The sequence below is a fragment of the Flagellimonas beolgyonensis genome (assembly GCF_003992615.1).
In the GTDB taxonomy this organism is placed as follows: Bacteria; Bacteroidota; Bacteroidia; order Flavobacteriales; family Flavobacteriaceae; genus Flagellimonas; species Flagellimonas beolgyonensis.
The window spans coordinates 315,998-336,409 of record NZ_RZMY01000006.1 but is presented as its reverse complement, the minus strand read 5'-3'; the positions used below and the strand labels follow the sequence as shown (position 1 = coordinate 336,409).

21 protein-coding genes are annotated in these 20,412 nt (G+C 44.0%); 15 read left to right on the top strand and 6 right to left on the bottom strand.

Annotated features, from left to right (window positions below):
• From EO131_RS17305 to EO131_RS05155, 14 genes are all read left to right on the top strand, one after another.
• A complete protein-coding gene (locus tag EO131_RS17305; protein WP_241243794.1) occupies nt 1-2,103 on the top strand; it encodes a glycoside hydrolase family 16 protein in 2,103 nt (700 codons plus the stop codon).
• Between the two features lie 106 nt (nt 2,104-2,209).
• Nucleotides 2,210-3,520, top strand: a complete 1,311-nt coding sequence (locus EO131_RS05215) for a glycoside hydrolase family 2 TIM barrel-domain containing protein (protein ID WP_127019598.1) — start codon at nt 2,210-2,212, stop codon at nt 3,518-3,520.
• Nucleotides 3,521-3,696: 176 nt separating this feature from the next.
• Nucleotides 3,697-4,206, top strand: coding sequence for a LolA-like protein (locus tag EO131_RS05210; RefSeq protein ID WP_127019595.1), 510 nt, complete (start codon nt 3,697-3,699; stop codon nt 4,204-4,206).
• Nucleotides 4,207-4,251: 45 nt separating this feature from the next.
• Nucleotides 4,252-4,458, top strand: coding sequence for a dodecin family protein (locus EO131_RS05205; RefSeq protein ID WP_127019593.1), 207 nt, complete (start codon nt 4,252-4,254; stop codon nt 4,456-4,458).
• 149 nt (nt 4,459-4,607) lie between these two features.
• The gene (locus EO131_RS05200) at nt 4,608-5,762 is read left to right on the top strand and encodes a cysteine desulfurase family protein (protein WP_127019591.1); all 1,155 of its coding nucleotides are present in this window, start codon (nt 4,608-4,610) and stop codon (nt 5,760-5,762) included.
• Complete coding sequence (locus tag EO131_RS05195) at nt 5,759-6,913, top strand: XdhC family protein (RefSeq protein ID WP_127019589.1); 1,155 nt, start codon at nt 5,759-5,761, stop codon at nt 6,911-6,913. The genes EO131_RS05200 and EO131_RS05195 overlap by 4 nt, the downstream gene beginning before the upstream one ends.
• Complete coding sequence (locus tag EO131_RS05190) at nt 6,910-7,515, top strand: nucleotidyltransferase family protein (RefSeq protein WP_127019587.1); 606 nt, start codon at nt 6,910-6,912, stop codon at nt 7,513-7,515. Before EO131_RS05195 ends, EO131_RS05190 begins: the two co-directional genes overlap by 4 nt.
• Nucleotides 7,512-7,748, top strand: a complete 237-nt coding sequence (locus EO131_RS05185; RefSeq protein WP_127019585.1) for a MoaD/ThiS family protein — start codon at nt 7,512-7,514, stop codon at nt 7,746-7,748. The genes EO131_RS05190 and EO131_RS05185 overlap by 4 nt, the downstream gene beginning before the upstream one ends.
• Nucleotides 7,745-8,764, top strand: coding sequence for a HesA/MoeB/ThiF family protein (locus EO131_RS05180; RefSeq protein WP_127019583.1), 1,020 nt, complete (start codon nt 7,745-7,747; stop codon nt 8,762-8,764). Before EO131_RS05185 ends, EO131_RS05180 begins: the two co-directional genes overlap by 4 nt.
• 1 nt (nt 8,765) lies before the next feature.
• Nucleotides 8,766-9,194, top strand: a complete 429-nt coding sequence (locus EO131_RS05175; protein ID WP_127019581.1) for a molybdenum cofactor biosynthesis protein MoaE — start codon at nt 8,766-8,768, stop codon at nt 9,192-9,194.
• 1 nt (nt 9,195) lies between these two features.
• Nucleotides 9,196-10,092, top strand: coding sequence for a bifunctional molybdenum cofactor biosynthesis protein MoaC/MoaB (gene moaCB, locus EO131_RS05170; RefSeq protein ID WP_127019579.1), 897 nt, complete (start codon nt 9,196-9,198; stop codon nt 10,090-10,092).
• Nucleotides 10,085-11,077 carry a GTP 3',8-cyclase MoaA gene (gene moaA / locus EO131_RS05165; protein WP_127019577.1) on the top strand — a complete coding sequence of 331 codons (993 nt, stop codon included), beginning with the start codon at nt 10,085-10,087 and terminating at the stop codon, nt 11,075-11,077. The genes moaCB and moaA overlap by 8 nt, the downstream gene beginning before the upstream one ends.
• Nucleotides 11,077-12,243 carry a molybdopterin molybdotransferase MoeA gene (locus EO131_RS05160; RefSeq protein WP_127019575.1) on the top strand — a complete coding sequence of 389 codons (1,167 nt, stop codon included), beginning with the start codon at nt 11,077-11,079 and terminating at the stop codon, nt 12,241-12,243. The genes moaA and EO131_RS05160 overlap by 1 nt, the downstream gene beginning before the upstream one ends.
• Nucleotide 12,244: 1 nt before the next feature.
• Entirely contained in the window at nt 12,245-13,000 is a 756-nt protein-coding gene (locus EO131_RS05155) for a sulfite exporter TauE/SafE family protein (RefSeq protein WP_127019573.1), read from the top strand.
• A gap of 15 nt (nt 13,001-13,015) precedes the next feature.
• Here EO131_RS05155 and EO131_RS05150 read toward each other — a convergent pair whose 3' ends face one another.
• Both EO131_RS05150 and EO131_RS05145 read right to left on the bottom strand, forming a co-directional pair.
• Nucleotides 13,016-13,363, bottom strand: coding sequence for a winged helix-turn-helix domain-containing protein (locus EO131_RS05150; protein ID WP_127019571.1), 348 nt, complete (start codon nt 13,361-13,363; stop codon nt 13,016-13,018).
• 52 nt (nt 13,364-13,415) lie between these two features.
• Nucleotides 13,416-14,573, bottom strand: a complete 1,158-nt coding sequence (locus tag EO131_RS05145) for an amidohydrolase (RefSeq protein WP_241243793.1) — start codon at nt 14,571-14,573, stop codon at nt 13,416-13,418.
• A gap of 189 nt (nt 14,574-14,762) precedes the next feature.
• Between EO131_RS05145 and EO131_RS05140 the strand changes: the two genes are divergently transcribed.
• Complete coding sequence (locus EO131_RS05140; protein ID WP_127019569.1) at nt 14,763-15,470, top strand: sulfite exporter TauE/SafE family protein; 708 nt, start codon at nt 14,763-14,765, stop codon at nt 15,468-15,470.
• On the opposite strand, the gene hypE is transcribed toward EO131_RS05140, so the two are convergent.
• From hypE to EO131_RS05120, 4 genes are read right to left on the bottom strand one after another with little or no spacing between them, the layout of a single operon-like run.
• The gene (hypE, locus tag EO131_RS05135; RefSeq protein WP_127019567.1) at nt 15,467-16,492 is read right to left on the bottom strand and encodes a hydrogenase expression/formation protein HypE; all 1,026 of its coding nucleotides are present in this window, start codon (nt 16,490-16,492) and stop codon (nt 15,467-15,469) included. The two genes, EO131_RS05140 and hypE, sit on opposite strands and share 4 nt — an antisense overlap.
• A 2-nt stretch (nt 16,493-16,494) precedes the next feature.
• Nucleotides 16,495-17,589 carry a hydrogenase formation protein HypD gene (gene hypD / locus EO131_RS05130; RefSeq protein ID WP_127019565.1) on the bottom strand — a complete coding sequence of 365 codons (1,095 nt, stop codon included), beginning with the start codon at nt 17,587-17,589 and terminating at the stop codon, nt 16,495-16,497.
• A 3-nt stretch (nt 17,590-17,592) separates the two neighbouring features.
• Nucleotides 17,593-19,848 (bottom strand): carbamoyltransferase HypF, encoded by a 2,256-nt coding sequence (gene hypF, locus EO131_RS05125; RefSeq protein ID WP_164731614.1) that lies wholly within the window; start codon nt 19,846-19,848, stop codon nt 17,593-17,595.
• A gap of 1 nt (nt 19,849) precedes the next feature.
• Nucleotides 19,850-20,404, bottom strand: a complete 555-nt coding sequence (locus EO131_RS05120; protein ID WP_127019561.1) for a hydrogenase maturation protease — start codon at nt 20,402-20,404, stop codon at nt 19,850-19,852.
• Nucleotides 20,405-20,412 lie beyond the last annotated feature (8 nt).

Here is a 20,412-nt window from a genome sequence, read left to right as displayed (position 1 = left end):
ATGAAACAAATGATATCAAGGTTCTATAGTGTGCTGCTCCTAAGTATGTTGCTTTTGGGTTGCCAAGAAGATGAACCTACACTCCAAGCCGTAACAATACCGACCAATGTGGCATTGAACGCCCAAGTGGCCAATGACCAATCAGGAAACGTAACTGTAAGTCCATCGGCCGATGATGCCTTATATTTTCATGTGTACTTCACGCCTGGATCCGATCCAGTGGTGATTTCCAAAGGGGAATCCCACACCTTCAGATTTACAAAGTCGGGTCAATATGATACACCCATTACATTGGTGGCATTTGGAGTTGGAGGGGTAAGTTCGAGTATAACAGAGGCCGTAGCACTTGATGTTCGTTTGTTCATCAATGCAGAGACCTTGCAATTGATCGCTGGTGACGGAACCAAACGTTGGGTTTGGGACCAAACAGTGGGTGGTCATTTTGGTGTTGGTCCATTAACGAACGATTTTCCTGAGTTTTTCAGTGCCGGACCCAATCAATTGAACCCATGTCTCTATGACGATGTATTGGTGTTCAGCTATGATGCCAATGATAACTACAGCTTCACTTTGGAGCCTGGTGCCAATAATGAGACATTCATGAATTGGACGGAAATCAATCGCTTTTTCCCCGATGCTACACCACAACAGTTCAATGACGAATGTAGGGATATAACCGATCAAGCCACCTTTGCCGACAATTTTGTAATCATAGACAATGGTGACGGTACTTCCACTTTGGATGTTGGAGATGGCTTTTTGAGCTATTGGGCCGTTATTTCTGGTCAGTATCAAATAACCGAGTTAACTGCCAACCGATTGACAGTTCGAGGAATTAGTCAGCCATTTAATGGAGATGATCCATTGGCATGGTACTACAGTTTTGTTCCAGAGGATGGTGGCACTACGGGAAGTGGAGGAGACGCCTTGGAAACCATTTTTACCAACTTGGTGTGGTCGGATGAGTTCAATACCGATGGTGCGCCCGATCCGGCCAACTGGACCTATGATTTGGGAACAGGTGATAATGGGTGGGGCAACGCTGAATTACAGAGCTATACCAATTTGCCTGAAAACGTTTTGGTGGAAGGTGGTAATTTGAAGATTACAGCTAAAACAAGCTCTACCGATCCAACCTTGTATTATTTGGATGATGTGCAATTGGCCGATGCTGGTGGCAATCCTCAGACGACCATTGAGGATTTTGAAGGAACTGCGCCAGCATTTGAAAATTTCGGTGGCGGTGTAAGTCAGGTAATCGCAAATCCGGATGCATCGGGCGTGAATACTTCGTCCAATGTGGTGGAATTTACCCGATCAACGACAGCTGAATCCTTTGCGGGCTCTTATTTTGATTTAGGTTCAGCCCTGGATTTATCAGTAAACAATCGGATCAGCATAAAAACATGGTCGCCCAAAGTTGGGGCCGTGGTGAAACTAAAATTGGAAAACTCCGCCAATACATCCGAATCCTTCGAGGTGGATTTGACCACCACTGTGGCCAACACATGGGAAACACTGGTCTATGATTTCAGTGCCGCACCCAATTTCAATTACGATCGTGTCGTCTTCTTCTTTGATTTTGGTACAACAGGTAATGGTGCTTCCTATACTTCGGCACGTATCAAAACAGAAGGTCTGCAAGAGTTTACCTATGGTAGGGTGGAGGCTAGGGCCAAATTGCCCATAGGTGGAGGTACGTGGCCTGCCATTTGGATGTTGGGCAGCGATTATTTGACCAATCCGTGGCCCGCAGCGGGAGAAATGGATGTAATGGAACATGTGGGTAATCAGCAGGATATCATTTTTGGAACAACCCACGATCCAACAGCATTCGGGGGTAATGCCAATACAGGTTCAACCTTGGTGAGTGGTGTTTCCGATGAGTTCCATATTTACGAAATGGAGTGGACGGCTACTGAGATCAAGTTCGCTGTGGATGGTATAGTCTACCACACGGTACCTAACGATCCATCGTTACCCTTCAACAAGGATTTCTTTTTCATCATCAATGTGGCCATGGGAGGTACCTTTGGAGGCACTGTAGATCCCGCATTTACACAATCCACACTGGAGGTGGATTATATCAGAATGTATCAATAGAAATAAAGGTTGTCCCAGCCCTGGCAGATTTGCAAAATCGAGACTAATGTTCAGGCCGGGACAATCTTGTTCAATACCAAAATACCAGTTTAAAATTTTGTGCCCAATGAGATTATTGCCATTAATGTTGTTAGTTGCCTTGTTACTGGGTTGTAAGGATGCAACCGATGAAACCGCTGTAACTTCCCAGTCAGCTAAAAAAGTGGAATTGGTGCAGACGGATGGCAAGTATTCCTTGTTGGTGGATAAAAAGCCATTCTACATTAAAGGTGCTGGCTTGGAATTCGGAAACGTTGAAGCCCTGGCTAAGCATGGGGGCAATAGCTTTAGAACTTGGCGGACAAACAATGGTCGAAGACAGGGGCAAGAAGTGCTTGATGAGGCCCTTAAAAATGGGTTGATGGTCACCATGGGCATTGAAATGGGCAGTGAGCGTCACGGTTTTGATTATAACGATGTTGCACAGGTCCAGGCGCAAAAAGAACGGGTTCGGGAAGAGGTATTGGCACTCAAGGACCATCCCGCCCTCCTGATTTGGAGTATAGGCAACGAATTGAACCTAAATTATACCAATCCCAAAGTGTGGGACGCTGTGAACGATATCGCCAAAATGATCCATGAGTTGGATGGCAACCATCCTACAACGACCACTTTGGCCGGCATCTCCCAAAAGGAAGTGGATTACATCAAATCCAAGTGTCCCGATCTCGATATCCTATCGATTCAGATGTATGGGGATTTACCCAATTTACCCGTATTGATCCAGGAATTTGGATGGGAAGGTCCTTATATGGTCACAGAATGGGGAGCTACGGGCCATTGGGAAGTGCCCACCACCAGTTGGGGCGCACCTATTGAGGAAAACAGTACGGTAAAGGCCAATAATTACTTGAAGCGATTTGAGGGAGGTATAGCCAAAGATACCATGCAATGTTTGGGATCTTATGTTTTCTTGTGGGGAAACAAGCAGGAACGAACCCCGACCTGGTATGGTATTTTTATGGAAAATGGCAACGAAACCGCAGCAGTGGATGTGATGCATTTTCTTTGGAACGGAACTTGGCCGGAAAATCGCTCGCCGAAAATAGAAGAATTTGTTTTGGATGGGAAATCGGCATATCAAAATGTATCCTTGAAACCCGGTCAAACCTATACGTCGCTTGCAAGTATAAGTGATGGTAATGGCGATTCGTTGGAATACATTTGGGACATAATGCCGGAAAGTACCGATCTTAAAGAAGGTGGCGACCACGAAGAGCGACCAGAATCATTGATGGGACTGATCCAAGAAAGCAACAACGGACAGCTACTTTTTAAAGCTCCGGAGAAGGAAGGCGCTTACCGACTTTTTGTATATGTGAACGATGGTAATGGCCATACCGCTACAGGTAACATTCCTTTTTTTGTGAACAAATAGGACTACGCTTTCAATTTTACCTTAAGTTTTACTGATTTATCTCATTTAGCATCCCTTTCATCTCATTTTGTCATGATATAAATCATTGGATTTCAATAATTATAAGATTACATTCAGTACGAATTTTAAAGTAATATCCCGGGATTGACGAATGGATTAATTTAAATCATAAAGTGATGAAAAAGCTATTGTTTGGCCTTTTGGCCATGGGTCTGGTTTTTCCGTTGCAATCCCAAATCATTAAAACGGAAGAACTTTCTGAAGTAGTGGTGTATGCCACCAACTACAAGTATTTGAACAGCATTGACGCCAAGGAGGAAGCCTCCATACCGGTAGAAATGCTAAGGAGAAAAGTGGCAGCTTTCGATGTAAAGGAATCAGAGTTTTATCAAGATGACTATGATTTTTACAACATCAGTTTCTACATACCTGAGGGTAAGATATTGGCTGCTTACGACAAGGATGGTAAAATCATCCGTACTGTGGAACGATTCAAAGACATCAACCTTCCAAATTCTGTTAAAGTTTCAGTATTGGACAGGTATCCTGGATGGACCATTTCCAAAGATGTGTATTATGTTACCTATCACGATAAAAGTGGAGTAAACAAAAAGTACAAATTGAAATTGGAAAATGGCAGTAAGACCATTCGAGTCAAATTGGATGAAAACGGAGTCTTTTATTAAGGAATGAATCAACCTATTTGAGTTTAACCCTAAAAATTAACGAGTATGGCTGTGTTGAAAGTGATAGAGATTTTGGGGAACTCACCAGTGAGTTTTGAAGATGCAGTTCAGAACATTATCAATGAGTCCGCCAAAACAGTAAGAAACATAAAATCAGTATATGTGCAGGATATGCAGGTTTTGGTAAAAGACAACAAAATAAATGAATACCGAGTCAACGCCAAGGTTACTTTTGGTATCGAGGAGGATTAGCAATTTTGTTGAGATTTAATGTTCGGGTCCAATAGGTTCAAGCCTTTTGGGCCCGTTTTGTATTTCTCTGTTTCTTTATTGGAAATGAGTGGGTCGAGAATTTAAATTCTTTGTATATTCGGATATGTAAGCTTGTACATAACGCTAAATTGTCGACGGATAACAAAATATATTTGGATCATAATGCCACCACACCGGTAGAACCAACGGTACTGGAAGCGATGCTGCCCTATTTTACCGAGCACTTTGGTAATGCTGGCAGCGATCACGCCTTTGGATGGTATGCCGAAGATGGGGTGGAAACGGCAAGAATGCAGGTAGCCAAATTGGTGAATTGTAGACCTGTCGAAATTTATTTTACTTCTGGAGCCACAGAAGCAGCCAATTTGGCCCTATTTGGGTTTTGTGAAAATCAAAAAGTCAAGGGAAACCATATCATTACCTGTAAAACGGAGCATAAGGCCATTCTCGAACCGATGGAGGAGTTGGAAAGAAGGGGTTTTGCGGTGACGTATTTGAATGTGGACGGAGAAGGAAATATCGATTTGCACCAATTGGAGGAAGCGTTTACACCAAAGACCATTTTGGTAAGCTTGATGTATGCCAATAACGAAACAGGATTGATTCATCCCATAAAAACCATTGCTGATATTGTTCATAACAGAAATGCCGCATTGATGGTGGACATGACCCAAGCCGTGGGTAAGATCCCCGTGGATCTAAAAAACCTGGATATTGATCTCGGCGTATTTTCGGCGCACAAAATGTATGGCCCAAAAGGCGTGGGAGCCCTTTATGTCAGCAAGAAAAAACAACTAACATTGAGAAAAACCCTTTTTGGGGGCAATCAGGAAAAGGGCATGCGGCCCGGTACACTCAATGTGCCCGGTATCGTGGGGTTTGGTGCGGCAGCTGCCCTGGCCACCAATGAAATAATAGAGGAGGGCAATAGACTCCTAAAGTTACGGAACAGGTTGGAAAACCAACTTTCCAAAGTGGATGGTCTGCAAATCAATGGTCAGAAACAGGATCGCCTGCCAAATACCACCAATATTTCGATTCATGGCATTGACGGTTCAAAATTGTTGCGCCAATTCAAAAATTTAGCAGTTTCGAGGGGTTCTGCTTGCAACGCCAACTTGGTCAGTCCTTCACACGTCCTCAAAGCCATGGGCCATAGTGATGAACTTGCATTGTCGAGTATACGTATCAGTTTGGGAAGACAGACCACGGAACAAGATATTGACAATGCCATTGAGGAAATAAGTAGCGTTGTAGATCGGTTAAAAACAGTGTCCCTATGAGAGAGCTGGAAACCATACTTTCGAATTATTCGGATTTGAAATCCAAAAACATCAAATGTGTGCTGGCAACCGTAGTGCATGTGGAAGGATCATCATACCGCAGGGCTGGAGCAAGGATGTTGGTGGATGAATATGGAAATATCACTGGAGCCATCAGTGGTGGTTGTTTGGAAGGCGACGCGCTCAAGAAAGCCCTTTTTGCCCTGGAAAAGCAAGAGAATAAATTGATTACCTACGATACCAGCGATGAAGATGATGCGGTGATTGGAGCGCAATTGGGCTGCAATGGAGTTATTCAAGTGCTATTTGAGCCCGTGGATTACGGGAACAACAACAATGTTTGTGAACTATTGAAAACAGTTGTGGACTTAGAGGTCCCCTCAGTAACTTCAATCGGTTTTAATCTGGACAACACCCAAAAGCAATTGGGAACAGTACTGGTTTCCAATGGTCAAGAAGTGTTTGCGCATAAAAATTTGGGAAAAGCAACACTAAAAGTCTTGCATGAAAAAAGCCGCGAAGTCATCGAAAATGAAAGATCCAGTTTCTTGGAAATGGATGCAAATGAGGGTATGTCGCACATTTTCATGGAATTTCACCCATCACCGGTCCAGTTGGTGTTGGTAGGCGCAGGGAACGATGCCCAAATCCTTGCCCAACAGGCAGAACTTTTAGGATGGAAGGTCATTGTAACGGATGGCCGACCCACACATGCCAACAAATCGCGTTTTCTGGGATCTTGCCAAGTGATTGTGACAAAACCCGAAGCAACTTTGGAAAGTGTTCGGTTGGATGAACGGACCTGTTTCGTTTTAATGAGCCATAATTATAATTATGACCTCTCGGTTTTAAAGCTTTTGTTGGGCAAACCCGAACTCTCCTATATCGGTATTTTGGGGCCATTGAAGAAATACCAACGAATGCTCGATGAACTTGCCGATGAAGGTGTGGAGGTAAGTGAAAACGACTTATCCAAGATACATGCTCCAATTGGATTGGAAATGGGAGCGGAGACCCCTGCCGAAATCGGGTTATCCATTTTGGCAGAAATACAAAGTGTGCTCACCAATAAAACACCCATGCCGCTAAAACAGAAAAAGGCCCCCATACACGACCATCACAATTCGCAATTTCAAAAAATATCCATTTGAAACCGACAAACAACATAGGTGTGGTTATTTTGGCCGCGGGAGGCTCTACACGCTTGGGACGACCCAAGCAGTTGGTTCAGTTCAAAGGAAAGGCTATGTTGCAACATGCAATAGACCAGGTGGTTCAATTGGAAGTTGGTCCAAGTGTCGTGGTATTGGGAGGGAGCAAAGAACAAATTTCGTCAAGAATTGACCCCAAAGGTTTGCAAGTGGTGCTAAACTCCGATTGGCAACATGGCATTGCTAGCAGCATGCAGGTGGGGTTTGAACAGATATTGTCCAATGAAAGGAAGATAGACCATATCATGTTTGTATTGTCCGATCAGCCTTTTTTGGAGGTTTCCCAACTAAAACGATTGGTAAAAACGCACCTGTCGGGAAACAGGATGGCGACCTATTCCGAGTATGATGGAGTTTTGGGCGTTCCCGCCATATTTTCCCAAGCCGCATTTCCATTCTTAAAAACGCTGAAAGGAGATCAAGGTGCTAAAAAATTGACAACGATGAAAGGTTTTGAATTTGAAACCGAACCTTTTGAAAAAGGACTTTTTGATATCGACACCGAAGAAGATGTGGCCAAATTAAAAACAATTGAACAATGAAAGTAACCATCAAATATTTTGGATTGGTGGCAGAGGCTGCCGGTAAAAATGAGGAGGTTTTCAATTTTGAAGGTACGCTGACCTCCGGAGAACTAAAAAATAAATGTTTGGATCAACTGTCCATTCTGGATAGGGATTCCGTTCAAGTTGCCGTAAACCAAAATTTGGATGATACCATAGAAATAAAAGAAGGAGACGAAGTGGCATTGTTGCCACCATTTGCAGGAGGATGAACCGATACGATAGACAAATACAACTGGACGAAGTGGGCCCAATGGGTCAGGACAAATTGCGCAATGCCAAAGTGTTGATCGTGGGCGTTGGTGGCTTGGGTTGTCCGGCAGCTTTGTATTTGGTGGGTGCCGGTGTCGGTAAAATAGGACTGATGGACCACGACAAGGTTGATCTGACCAATTTGCACCGCCAAGTGTTGTTTCAGGAATCCGATGTAGGAAAACCCAAAGCAAGGGCGGCCAAAGAACATTTGTCAGCTAGAAATAGCAATGTGGTGTTTGAGGTGATTAAAGAAGCATTGACCGTTTCCAATGCATTGTCAATCTTTAAAAATTACGACATCATTTTGGATGGAACCGACAACTTTGAGACCAAATACCTGATCAACGATGCCTGTGTGTTATCCAATAAACCATGGATCTATGCATCCATTTATAAAAATGAAGGGCAATTGTCCGTATTCAATTATAAGAATGGACCGTCATATCGCTGTCTGTTCCCCAAAACGACCCGGCAAAACATCAGTTGCGAGGCAACCGGCGTACTTGGTGTGCTTCCGGGCATACTGGGAACGCTTCAGGCTGCTGAGGCACTTAAGTTGATTTTGGAAAGGGGCGAAGTGCTGTCAGGAACACTAAAACTCTTCAACATAATGTTGGGAACCGAGCAAACCATCAACATCAAAAAGAGACCTGAAGAAATTGAAGCCATACAGCAAAACGGAATTCTGCCCATCAAAATAGAGTGCGCCCTGAAAAATGAACAACAGTGGTATTTGGATGTTAGGGAAATATTTGAACAACCTAAGCCCAAAGGGAATAATGTCATCCACATTCCTTTGGGAGACATTTTATCGCGATATCGGGAAATACCAGAAGACATAGAGGTGTTGGTATTTTGCCAATCCGGAAAACGAAGTAAAAATGCCGTAGACCTATTGAAACGAGAATTTGGTTTCAACAACCTGAAAAATGTGGAAGGCGGTATAGAATCGATCATTGAAGTAGAAAAATAACATGAAAAAAGTATTTGTACAGGGGGCCATACCCCCCGAAAAAATCGCACAATCGGTGGCCAACCACCAAAGCAAGACCAACATTGGTGCCCACAGTATCTTTCTAGGGCAGATACGTGCCGATGTGGTGGATGGTAAAACCGTTGCGGCCATTGAATATACCGCCTACGAAGAAATGGCGGAAAAAGTGTTCCATGAAATTCGTGAGGCTGCATTCAGCAAATTTGATATCACCTGCGCCCACATCTATCATAGTTTGGGAACAGTAAAAATAGGGGAACTTTGTATGTTCGTCTTTACCTCTTCGGCGCACCGAAAAATAGCCATTGAGGCCACCAATTATTTTGTGCAGGAGATCAAGTCCAAAGTGCCCGTTTTCGGAAAGGAGATTTTTGAGGATGAAACCCATCAATGGAAAGTGAACAATTGATATGGTAGACATAACCCATAAAGTGAACACATTGCGCGAAGCCACTGCGGAGGCAATTGTGCGTACCAGTAGTCAGGATACCATCGATGCCCTGAAAAACAATCAGGTGCCCAAGGGCAATGTTTTTGAAATGGCAAAGGCCGCTGGCCTGTTGGGCGTAAAAAAAACACCTGATTTGCTGCCCGATTGCCATCCGCTGCCCATAGAATACACAGGAATCGACTATGTAATCAATGGGTTGGAAATTACCATTACCATGACGGTGAAAACCATTTACAAAACAGGCGTTGAGGTGGAAGCCATGCATGGCGCCAGTGTGGTGGCCCTTACCATGTACGATATGTTAAAGCCTATTGACAAGGGCGTTGAAATTGGCACTATTCGTCTCAAAACCAAGAAAGGGGGCAAGTCCTCCTTCCATATAAACACCGAAGGACTGAAAGCCCATGTGGTAGTGTGTTCCGATACCATTTCCAAAGGAAAAGGCGAGGATAAGGCAGGTGAGGCCATCATGGAAAAGTTGAAAGAATTGGGCATGACATCCGAAAAGACCATCATTCCTGACGAATCGGAACAGATTAAAAATATAGTGGAATCCAATCAGTCCGACCTGATTATATTTACAGGTGGAACGGGTGTGGGTCCCCGGGATGTAACCCCCCAGACTTTGGAGCCCTTGTTGGACATCAAATTGAAAGGCGTGGAAGAACAAATGCGAAGCTATGGACAGGAGCGCATGCCCTTTGCCATGTTTTCACGTTCCATTGCAGGGATTAAGGATGGTAAGTTGATTTTGGCACTGCCAGGTTCCACCCGGGGAGCCGTGGAATCGATGGAAGCCATATTCCCGCACGTGTTGCATGCATTTAAAGTGATAGAAGGAAAAAGACATGATTGAACATACCCCAAAAATAATTGACAATTTCGGCAGGCCACACACCTACTTAAGGATTTCCTTGACGGATCGCTGCAACCTCCGCTGTTTTTATTGCATGCCAGAGGAAGGCATCGAACTCATAGAAAAGCCCAATGTGATGACCTTGGAGGAAATCATTGAAATGACCCGAACGTTTCGTGATTTGGGGGTGCATACGGTCCGGTTGACCGGCGGCGAACCTTTGGTTCGAAAAAACTTTGGTTTCTTGGTGGAGGAATTGGCCAAATTGGGAGTTAAGTTAAAATTAACCACCAATGGCATTGTACTGGACAAGTACCTGGACCTCTTTGACAAAATAGGGTTGCGTAACATCAATTTCAGCTTGGATACCTTGGACAAGGCCAAATCGGTGTTCATTACCAAACGGGATTACTACGATCGCATCATGCAAAATTTGGACAAGGCGCTTGGGATGGACATGAATATCAAACTCAACATGGTGCTTATTAAAGGCGTAAATGACAATGAGATCAATGATTTTATTGCCTTGACAAAGGATAAGGACTTAGTGGTGAAGTTCATTGAATTTATGCCATTTAAAGGCAATAAATGGGATTGGAACAAAGGTGTGGGTAGGGAAGAAATTCTTCAAACCATAGAATCGAAATTTGGTCATATCGAGGAGCTTCAAAACCCGAAACACAGTACGTCATCCAACTTTAAGGTGAAGGGCCACAAAGGAAGTTTTGGCATCGTGAGCACTATCACCAATCCATTTTGTGATGATTGCAATCGCATTCGCCTCACGGCCGATGGCAAAATGAAAAACTGCCTTTTCGCTACTTCAGAAACGGATTTGTTGACACCAATGCGGAATGGAACACAGCTGGATGAATTGATTATCAATGCGATTAAGTCCAAAAAACACGCACGGGATGGTATGGAGGTGAAAATGGAAGCAGAACATTACGAGCAAAACCGATCCATGATTTCAATAGGAGGCTGATGGTAACTATAGAGGAAGCACTTAAAATAGTTCAACAACAGGGAGTTGCACTTCAAACTGTGCACAAACCTTTGTTGGATGCCATGGGTTATGCTTTGGTCGATGAGGTCAAGGCTCCTTTTGATATGCCAGCATTTGACAATTCCGCCATGGATGGGTATGCGCTTTGCGGCATTTTTCAGGAATATAACATTGTTGGTGAAGTGGCGGCAGGTGACACAAATTCAATCGCGTTGAAAGCAGGTGAAGCCGTACGAATTTTCACGGGAGCCAGAGTTCCGGAAAGTGCATCGGCGGTGATGATGCAGGAAAAAACCAAGGTGGAAGGAAATATCCTTTTATTGGAGGAATTGCCCAAAATGGGACAGAATATCCGTAAAAAAGGAGGCGAATTGAAGGAAGGTCAACGCGTCTTTGAAGCGGGCCATGTTTTGAACCCGAGATCTATGGGACTTTTGGGCAGTTTGGGCCTGGAACAGGTTCTGGTATTTTCCAAACCGACCATCAATTTGATTACCACGGGCAATGAATTGGTGCAACCGGGTCAACCCAAATCCGAAGGTCAGATCTATGAATCCAACAGTTTTGCTTTAACGGGTGCCATGAAGCAATTCGGATTTGAATGTCAGCAAACCAAACAGGTTGCAGACGATTTTGAAGCCACCAAAAGAAGTATCGGTGAGGCATTGCAAACTTGTGATGTGCTTTTGCTCTCAGGGGGCATTTCCGTGGGGGATTATGATTTTGTAAAACAGGCGCTGGAGGAAAACGGGGTTGAGGAGTTGTTTTATAAAGTGTTTCAAAAACCGGGAAAACCTTTGTTTTTTGGAAGAAAGGCCAATCAATTTGTGTTTGCCCTGCCCGGTAATCCTGCATCTTCCCTGACTTGTTTTTATATCTATGTGTTGCCAATGCTTCAAAAATTGAGTGGTTATTCGGAGCTTGGGCTACCAAGCTATCATTTTCCCATGAAACATCCCTACGAAAGTCGATTTGACCGTCCCTCTTTTTTAAAAGCGGGAATTGTGGACGGATTGGTAGAAATTTTGGATGGTCAGGGCTCTTCCATGATCCAATCCATGGCATTGGGTAATGCCTTGGCCTTTGTGGAAGCAGGAGGGAAAAGGGCAGCTGGGGATTTGGTGGAATGCAAATTGATTTCCTGATATGTCCGTGGAATACCTACCCATTGTTTTCTTTTTGATAGCCCTTTTTTATAGTTCCGTTGGTTTTGGTGGGGGATCTAGCTATTTGGCCATTCTCAGTTTGTTTCTGACGGATTTCTATGAAATTCGTTCCACTGCTCTAATCTTGAACATTTGTGTGGTTACCATTGGCACCCTTGTTTTTATAAAAAATAAAGTGTTCAATTTGAAAATGTTCTGGCCCTTCTTGGTCTTCAGTATTCCCTTTGCGTATTTGGGTGCTCAGGTGCGGCTTTCCCAAAAGGCATTTTTCATGGTTTTAGGCGGTGCATTGATTTTGGCCGGGGTTTTTATGCTGCTTCGCTTTATCAAGAAAAAATTCGATTCCAAGGAATTTTCCAACTCCAAAAAAATTATTTTGGGCGGTAGTATTGGCCTCCTTTCCGGGATTTCCGGAATTGGTGGCGGTATTTTTTTATCCCCCGTGCTCAATTTATTGAAGTGGGCCAACCCCAGGGTTGTGGCTTCCCTTGCATCCGTTTTTATTTTGGTGAATTCCATCTCAGGCCTCATCGGATTGCATGTGGCCGGCACTTTTAAACTGAATCAAGGTCTAATGGTGCAATTGATCATTGCAGTGGTTGTTGGAGGTAGTATAGGATCCTATCTGTCCAATAAAAAATTCAACCTGAAATTTTTGGGCATCTTGACCAGTATTTTGGTGTTGTACGTGGGATTACGGTTGATTTTGCTACACGGGTTTGCCATCAAAATTTAATGTCCTTTATCACTTTTAAATAAGTTTCATGAGTTGCTGTTGTTCGGAGCTCAACGTTTGGGATAGTTTATGACTCAAATCGTTGAATGCGTTCAATACAGCTTTACCGGTTTCCGTCAATTCGGCACCGCCACCACTAGTTCCTCCTTTGTGCAGCACCACGTAGGGTTGTTTTCCTTTATGGTTCATATCATCGACCATGGCCCAGGCCTTTTTGTAGGACATGCCCATGACCTTGGCCGCTTTGGAAATGGAACCTTGCTCATGGATGTGTTGTAGCAGGACAGCACGCCCCGGCCCAAAAAACTTTTGTCCATCAACATCGATCCAACAGCGTAGCTTAATGTCTGTTTTTCTTTCCATTTCAGAGGGTTTTGGTGCAAACGGGGTGTTCTACACTAAATTACGGATTAATTCAGTCTTGAGTCAATAGGTTTCTAATTATAGAAATAAACAGGGCAATGCCCGTCTCTATTATTTCATCGGGGAAATCATAATCGGCGTTATGCAGCGCAGGGGTGTTGATGCCTGCTCCCAAGCCAAACATGGCACATTTGTAGGTCTTGGCGTACCAACCAAAATCTTCCCCAAATTTAAAGGGGTGGGGCTTTTCGATAAGGTTTAGATTTAGTTCTTTCGCCGCTTTTTTTATCGTAGTGCAACATTCCGGGGCGTTGTTGCTTGCCGGGAAATATTCGATCCATTTCGATGTATGGTTCAACCCATATTGGGCACAAATCCTTTGCACGATATCCAAAACATTTGTTTTCAACAGCTCCATCTGTTTGTTGTTCCATGTTCGTAGCGTATAATGCAGTTCGGCATCCGCCGGTGAAATGCCATATGCTTTTTCGCCCATGCTTAGGTGAACAGGGGTGAGGAGGGCAAAATGATCATAGGTGGGATCCGTGACCTTCAATCGTTCCATATCCTGTATGATTTGTGATAAGGCCAAAGCAGGATTTATCCCGTTTTCCGGTTCAGAGGCATGGGATTCCTTCCCTTTGAGGGCAATGATCAGACTGATGACTTCTGCCGAAAATCCTTTGGAAGGCAATATGATACTGTGCAAAGGTTCTTTGGGGATGTTGTGCAGTGCAAACAGGTAATCGATATTCAATGCTTTGAACGTTTCATTAGTAACGATGTTTTCGGCACCCTTTCCGGTTTCTTCGGCCGGTTGAAAAAGCAAGACTACCTTACCATGAAGGTTTGGCCGTGATTCCAACCAAAACAATAATCCGGAAACGATGGCCATATGGCCATCATGGCCACATTTATGGGATACTCCATTAGTTTGTGATTTATGGGAAAATGTATTGGTTTCCAGAATGGGCAGTGCATCCAACTCACACCGAATCGCAATGGTTTTTCCTTTTTCGGCGAATTCATAAACCACAGCAAAACCCGTTTCTCCCAAATTCTGGATTTGGGCTGAAGGTCCATGTTCCGCAACAAACTTTTGAATGCGCTTTTTTGTGCTATGTTCCAAACCCGACAGTTCCGGGTGGGCATGAAGCTCTTTTCGTAAAATAAAAATTTCGGGACGGACCATGGTGGCATCTTTGGACATTGTCAACTTTTGGGAGCAGGTCTTGGGTTGAAATTTGCTTGAACTTACCCTGCTTTTTGCATAAATATAAATGAAATTGGGCCTAGTGGCCTTTGTTTTTTACAACATTTACTTCAGGGATAAATTGATTATTATCAGGTGTGGCAAAAGCTGAAAATTGTAGTTTTATCAGTAGTATTCCTAACCAAAATGATGGACACCACCTTTCCGTTGACCGCGGGCTTGATAGCCTCCATACTGCATGTTATTGCCGGTCCGGACCATTTGGCGGCAGTTGCCCCCTTCGCCATTGAATCCAAGCGGAAAGCATGGAAAATCGGACTTTTTTGGGGCATCGGCCATTTGGTCGGGATGATTGCCATCGGACTTTTGTTTGCGGTTTTTAAAGAGGTGATTCCTGTGGATGCCATTTCCAAATACAGTGAGCAATTGGTCGGGTTCGTTTTGGTCGGGATAGGCTTTTGGGCCATGTACCGTATCTTCAAAAAGCGAAAAAAGCACAAGCATTTGCATGTTCATGCGGAAAACACACCTGTGATCCATACCCATGAGCACAAACATGATCAATCAACCTCACATCACCATTCGCATAGCGAAAAATTGAAACAGAATAATCTTGCGTCCTTCTCCATTGGTATTTTACACGGTTTGGCCGGTATTTCACATTTTTTGTTGTTCCTTCCCGTTTTGGGTTTTGAAACACAAGCCAATTCGATTGCCTATATTATTGGTTTCGCAGCGGGAATACTTGTGGCCATGATCACCTTTGCCTTTGTAATAGGTAAAGTATCATCCATCGCAAAGAACGGGCATAGTGAAATGTTCTTCAATGGTATTCGAATGGCGGGTGGACTTTTCGCCATTGTAATTGGAGTTTATTGGATTTTCAGTTCCTAACAGATTCGTGGCAGTTGTTCGCCCAGCAAAGGCGTTACCATCCGTTTGCCACCAATGATGCTATGCATGACAACTTTTTTGGGATGCTCGTTGGTAAATTCACCGATACAGGCCGCCCTTGGGCTTTTCTCATGATTTTTCATGAGCGCCAAAACATCCTCAGCGATTGCTGCAGCGACGATGGTGACAAATATGCCTTCATTGGCCACAAATAGAGGGTCGAGACCCAAAATTTCACAGGCTGCGGCCACTTGGTCATCCAACGGTATCTCCGTTTCCTTGATGGAAACGCCCATAGTGGTGTCGTTTGCAATTTCAGATAGTACACTGGCCAATCCTCCTCGGGTTGGGTCACGGAACAAATGGATCTGATCCCCAAAGGCATCCAACAGATCGTTCACCAAAAAGTTAAGGTTGGTGGTATCACTCAAAATAGTGGATTCAAATTCCAGCCCATCGCGTTGCGACATGATGGCCATGCCATGTTGGGCCACTGGGCCACTGATGATGATTTTATCCCCTGCTTTTATTTTACCGACTGATATATGCGCTTTGGGATGCACTTTGCCAAAGCCAGTGGTGTTGATAAAGATTTTATCGCCCTTACCACGTTCCACGACCTTCGTGTCTCCCGTAATGATCTGTACTCCGGCAGTATCGGCCGTTTTTTTGATGGATTCCACGATTTTTACAAAATCATCCATGGGCAAACCTTCTTCCACGACAAACGCCAGGGATAGAAATTTGGGGTCTGCGCCGCACATGGCCACATCGTTCACCGTACCGTTCACGGCCAGTTCCCCTATGTTCCCTCCTTTGAAAAAGATGGGGGACACCACAAAGCTATCGGTGGAAATGGCAAGTTCCCCATCCACTTTAATGATCGAACCATCGTGTTTTTGGTCCAGATAAGGGTTGCTGAAGGTTTCAAAAATGATTTGATCCAAAAGGTCACGGGTCATAAGGCCTCCGCTTCCATGACCCAAGTTGATGGTTTCGTATCCTATATCTTTTCGGCCCATGGTTAAGATGGTATTAAATTGTTTGAAAAATGGTAATAGGCCGCACAAGCACCTTCAGAAGATACCATGGGTGCTCCCATGGGATTGGCGGGTGTGCATGCTTTTCCAAATTGTTCACATTGGTGTGGCTTTTTAATACCCTTTAGGATTTGGCCCGCAATACAGGCCGAATTTTCGGGGGTAGTAATGGAACTAATTTGGAACTTGGTTTCGGCATCATAGGCCAGAAATTCCTTTTTTAGTCGGTACCCGCTGTTGGGTATGGTTCCAATGCCCCGCCATTCCCGATCGGCTATTTCAAAAACGGAGGCCATCATGCTTTTGGCTTCCACATTTCCTTCCTCCTTCACCACACGGGAATATTGGTTTTCCAATTTGAATTCCCCTTTTTCCAGTTGTAACAACGCCATGTAAATGCCCTGAACCAAATCAAGGGGTTCAAAACCTGTGATCACAATAGGTATTTTGTACTTTTCAACCAAAGGGTAGTATTCTTCCATGCCCATAATGGCGCAAACGTGACCAGCTCCCAAAAAAGCATCGATAGTGCTGAGCTCATCGTCCAAAATTCCTTCCATGGCAGGGGGAACAAGTACATGTGAAACCAAAATGGAGTAATTGGTGACCTGTTCTTTTTGCGCATGCAATATAGAAAGTGCATTGGCCGGTGCCGTGGTTTCAAACCCAACGGCAAAGAATACCACCTCCTTATCGGGATTTTGTTTGGCAATATTTACTGCCTCCAATGGCGAATACAGAATACGTAGGTCACCTCCATTGGCTTTGGCTTCCAACAGACTTTTTTTGCTTCCTGGTACACGCACCATATCCCCAAAAGAGCATACAATTACCCTGTTTTCCAACAATTCAATGGCCTTGTCAATAAGGTTGAGGGGGGTAACGCAAACCGGACAACCTGGACCATGAATCATACGTACATTTTCTGGCAACAGGTTAATGATGCCATTTTTTACCAAGCCGTGGGTTTGCCCCCCACAAATTTCCATGATGTTCCAAGTTTGTGTGGCTGTTTTCTCAATAAGGTCCAAGTATTTTTTGGTGGCCTCCAAGTTGCGATATTCACTCAAATACTTCATGGGTCAAAGTTTTACGTTTTGGTAGTACATCAATTGCCCGAAAGAGATGTTTTCATCGTTTGGACTTAAGTTACGATTAAAATATAGCTTGTATTCGGTGCCGGCCAATTCTTTTAGCATATCCACCAAAACAGTATTCTGAAAAACACCACCGCTTACTGCAATTACCTTGACGTTGGATTGCACTGCCATTTTAAGGATAATGTTTGCCAAGGTGAACAAAAAATTCGCAATGACTTGCTCTTTTTGGGTTCCATTTTTAAAATCAACGTACAAATTATTGAAGAGTTCCTGGGTAGGAACAATTCCATTTACCATTTCCGAGGCATAGACTTGGCAATTTTCAAGCCTATAATCGATGATTTGATTTTCCAGAATAATGGCAGCTTCTCCTTCATATGTATTATAGTCGCAAAGGCCCAAAAGGGAAGCCACGGCATCAAAAAGGCGACCTACCGATGAGGTTTTAAGAGATGCCTTTTGCTTTAATTGATTGTAAATGGAGATTTCTTCTTTGGTAAACTTTTGTTTGATTTCATTCTGCATGGCATCATTGGCCAATGAAAAAAATGACATTCTGGGTTCCTTGGCCATTTTATCGCCTGCAAGCCAATCATAATATTCAAAATGCCCAATACGTTCCATGACCGCGTCTTGGTATGTAAAAAATTCTCCGCCCCAAATTTGTGCGTCGTCACCATAGCCCGTTCCATCCCAAACCACCCCAAGTATGGGTGATTTTTTATCATAAAGTTTATGTTCCCCCAAAACCGAGGCAAAGTGGGCCTTGTGGTGTTGGATCTGATAAAGTTTTACATCGAATTTTTTTGCAAGCTCCATGCCGTATCGGGTGCTGTTGTAGTCAGGATGTTTGTCCACCAATACAACTTCGGGTTGCTCTTCAAACAGATTGATGAATTTTTGGGTGGTCTGCATATAACGATCAAAGACATCAAAATGATCTAAGTTACCGAGATATTGACTGATATAGAGGTAGTCGTTGGGCAGAAAGGCAACTGTACCTTTCAAATGCCCGCCCATGGCCAGGATTTTTTGGCCTGTTTTCACGTCCGCATCAAAGTTGGGGCTGAGTCCCCTTGATCGCCTGAATATGATTTTTTCTTGGTAACGGTCACTGTATTTGACCACGGAATCATCTTGGGGATTGCTGATTTTTAGGTCATGGTCCAAAAAGTAATCGGCAACTTTGGCCAATTCCTTATGCGCATCTGCAGCATCACTGATAATGGGAGAAGCATGAATGTTGCCGCTGGTTGCCACAATGGGGATTTGCAGTTCGTTGGCCAATAGATATAGGATACCGGAGTAGGGGAGCATTACCCCCAATTGGTTCAGGTGGGGAGCCAGTTCAACTAGGGCAAGCGCACCGCGAAAACCTGTTCTTTGAAGGATTACAATTGGACTTTCAGGGGATGTTAAGCAGTTTTCTTGATCCGTATTGATTTCTACTTGCTGTTTTAAAAGTTCCAGCGATGGATACAGAATGGCAAAGGGCTTCGTGGGTCTTTTTTTTCTTTCCCTAAGTTTTTTAATGACTTCCGTATTGTTGGCATCGCAGCACAACAGGTAACCACTGGTATTTTTGATGGCAACGATTTTTCCCTGTTTTATGAGGTCTGAGGTCTTTTTAATCGGGTGATCTGTTGCAACAACCTCCCCATTGGCAGTGGATAATTGAAGCGTAATACCACAATCCGAACAGGAGTTCGTTTGCGAATGGAACCGTCTGTCTGATGGATTGCCATACTCTTTGGCACACGAGTCACACATGTCATAAGTGGCCAAATTGGTATGATCCCTTTCGAACGGGAATGTATTGGTGATGGCCCATCGGGGACCACAATTGACACAGGTGGTGAAGGGGTAGTGGTACCGTCGGTTGTGCTTGTCGACAATTTCAGATTTGCATTCGTCGCAAATGGCAAAATCCGGAGTTAACTGTAGGTTCAGTTTTCCTGCTGTTTTTGAGGGAACAATGGAAAATCCATCAAATGCCTTGTACGTTGTTTCAGTAAGTTGGTGTTCCTTGATCTTGGAGGCCTTTGGAGGTTGAGTTACCAATATGCGATAAAAGGAATGTACCAGATCTTTATCGCCGGTGAGGTCAATGATTACCCCTTCCTCATTATTGGAAACGGTGCCGTCCAATTGGAAAGTTGTGGCCAAATTGAAGACATGGGGTCGAAAACCAACCCCTTGGACACGGCCGGTCAGTACTATTTTATACGTTTTTGGCACCTTATGTGAATTGATCGTGCAAGGTTGCTGCCAGCGACAATATTTGGGTTATGGTCGCAGGTATTGCCTTTTCAACTTTTGGCGCCAATTGGGTGGTCATGGGTTCAACCTTTGCAATCGATATGGTAAACAGATGCAGATCAGGAGTGTTCTCCATCAGGTACACTGCTTCGATCATATCTTTCAGACCTACATCGTGAACGCTCAAAGCCGAGGGAAAATCACAGGCGAATTTTGGGCGGATCAACGATATGGTGCCTTCTTCCTTGCCATCCATGGTGGCATCAACAAATATGATTTTAGAATAGCATTCAAAGCAATTGAGCAACAGAAATCCACCTGTGCCGCCATCCAGAATGTCAATATAGGAGGGTAGTTCCATGGTATCCATCGATTGGATCAAATGTACACCGACTCCTTCATCGCCCATGAGGAAGTTGCCTACCCCCAGAACCAAAATACTCTTTGACTTGTCTTTTTCAAAGAAAAAGGCATCACTGCTGACGGCAACAGGTTTTTTGTCCAGTTCGGACAATGTGTTTACGGATTTTGTCATTTTCAATT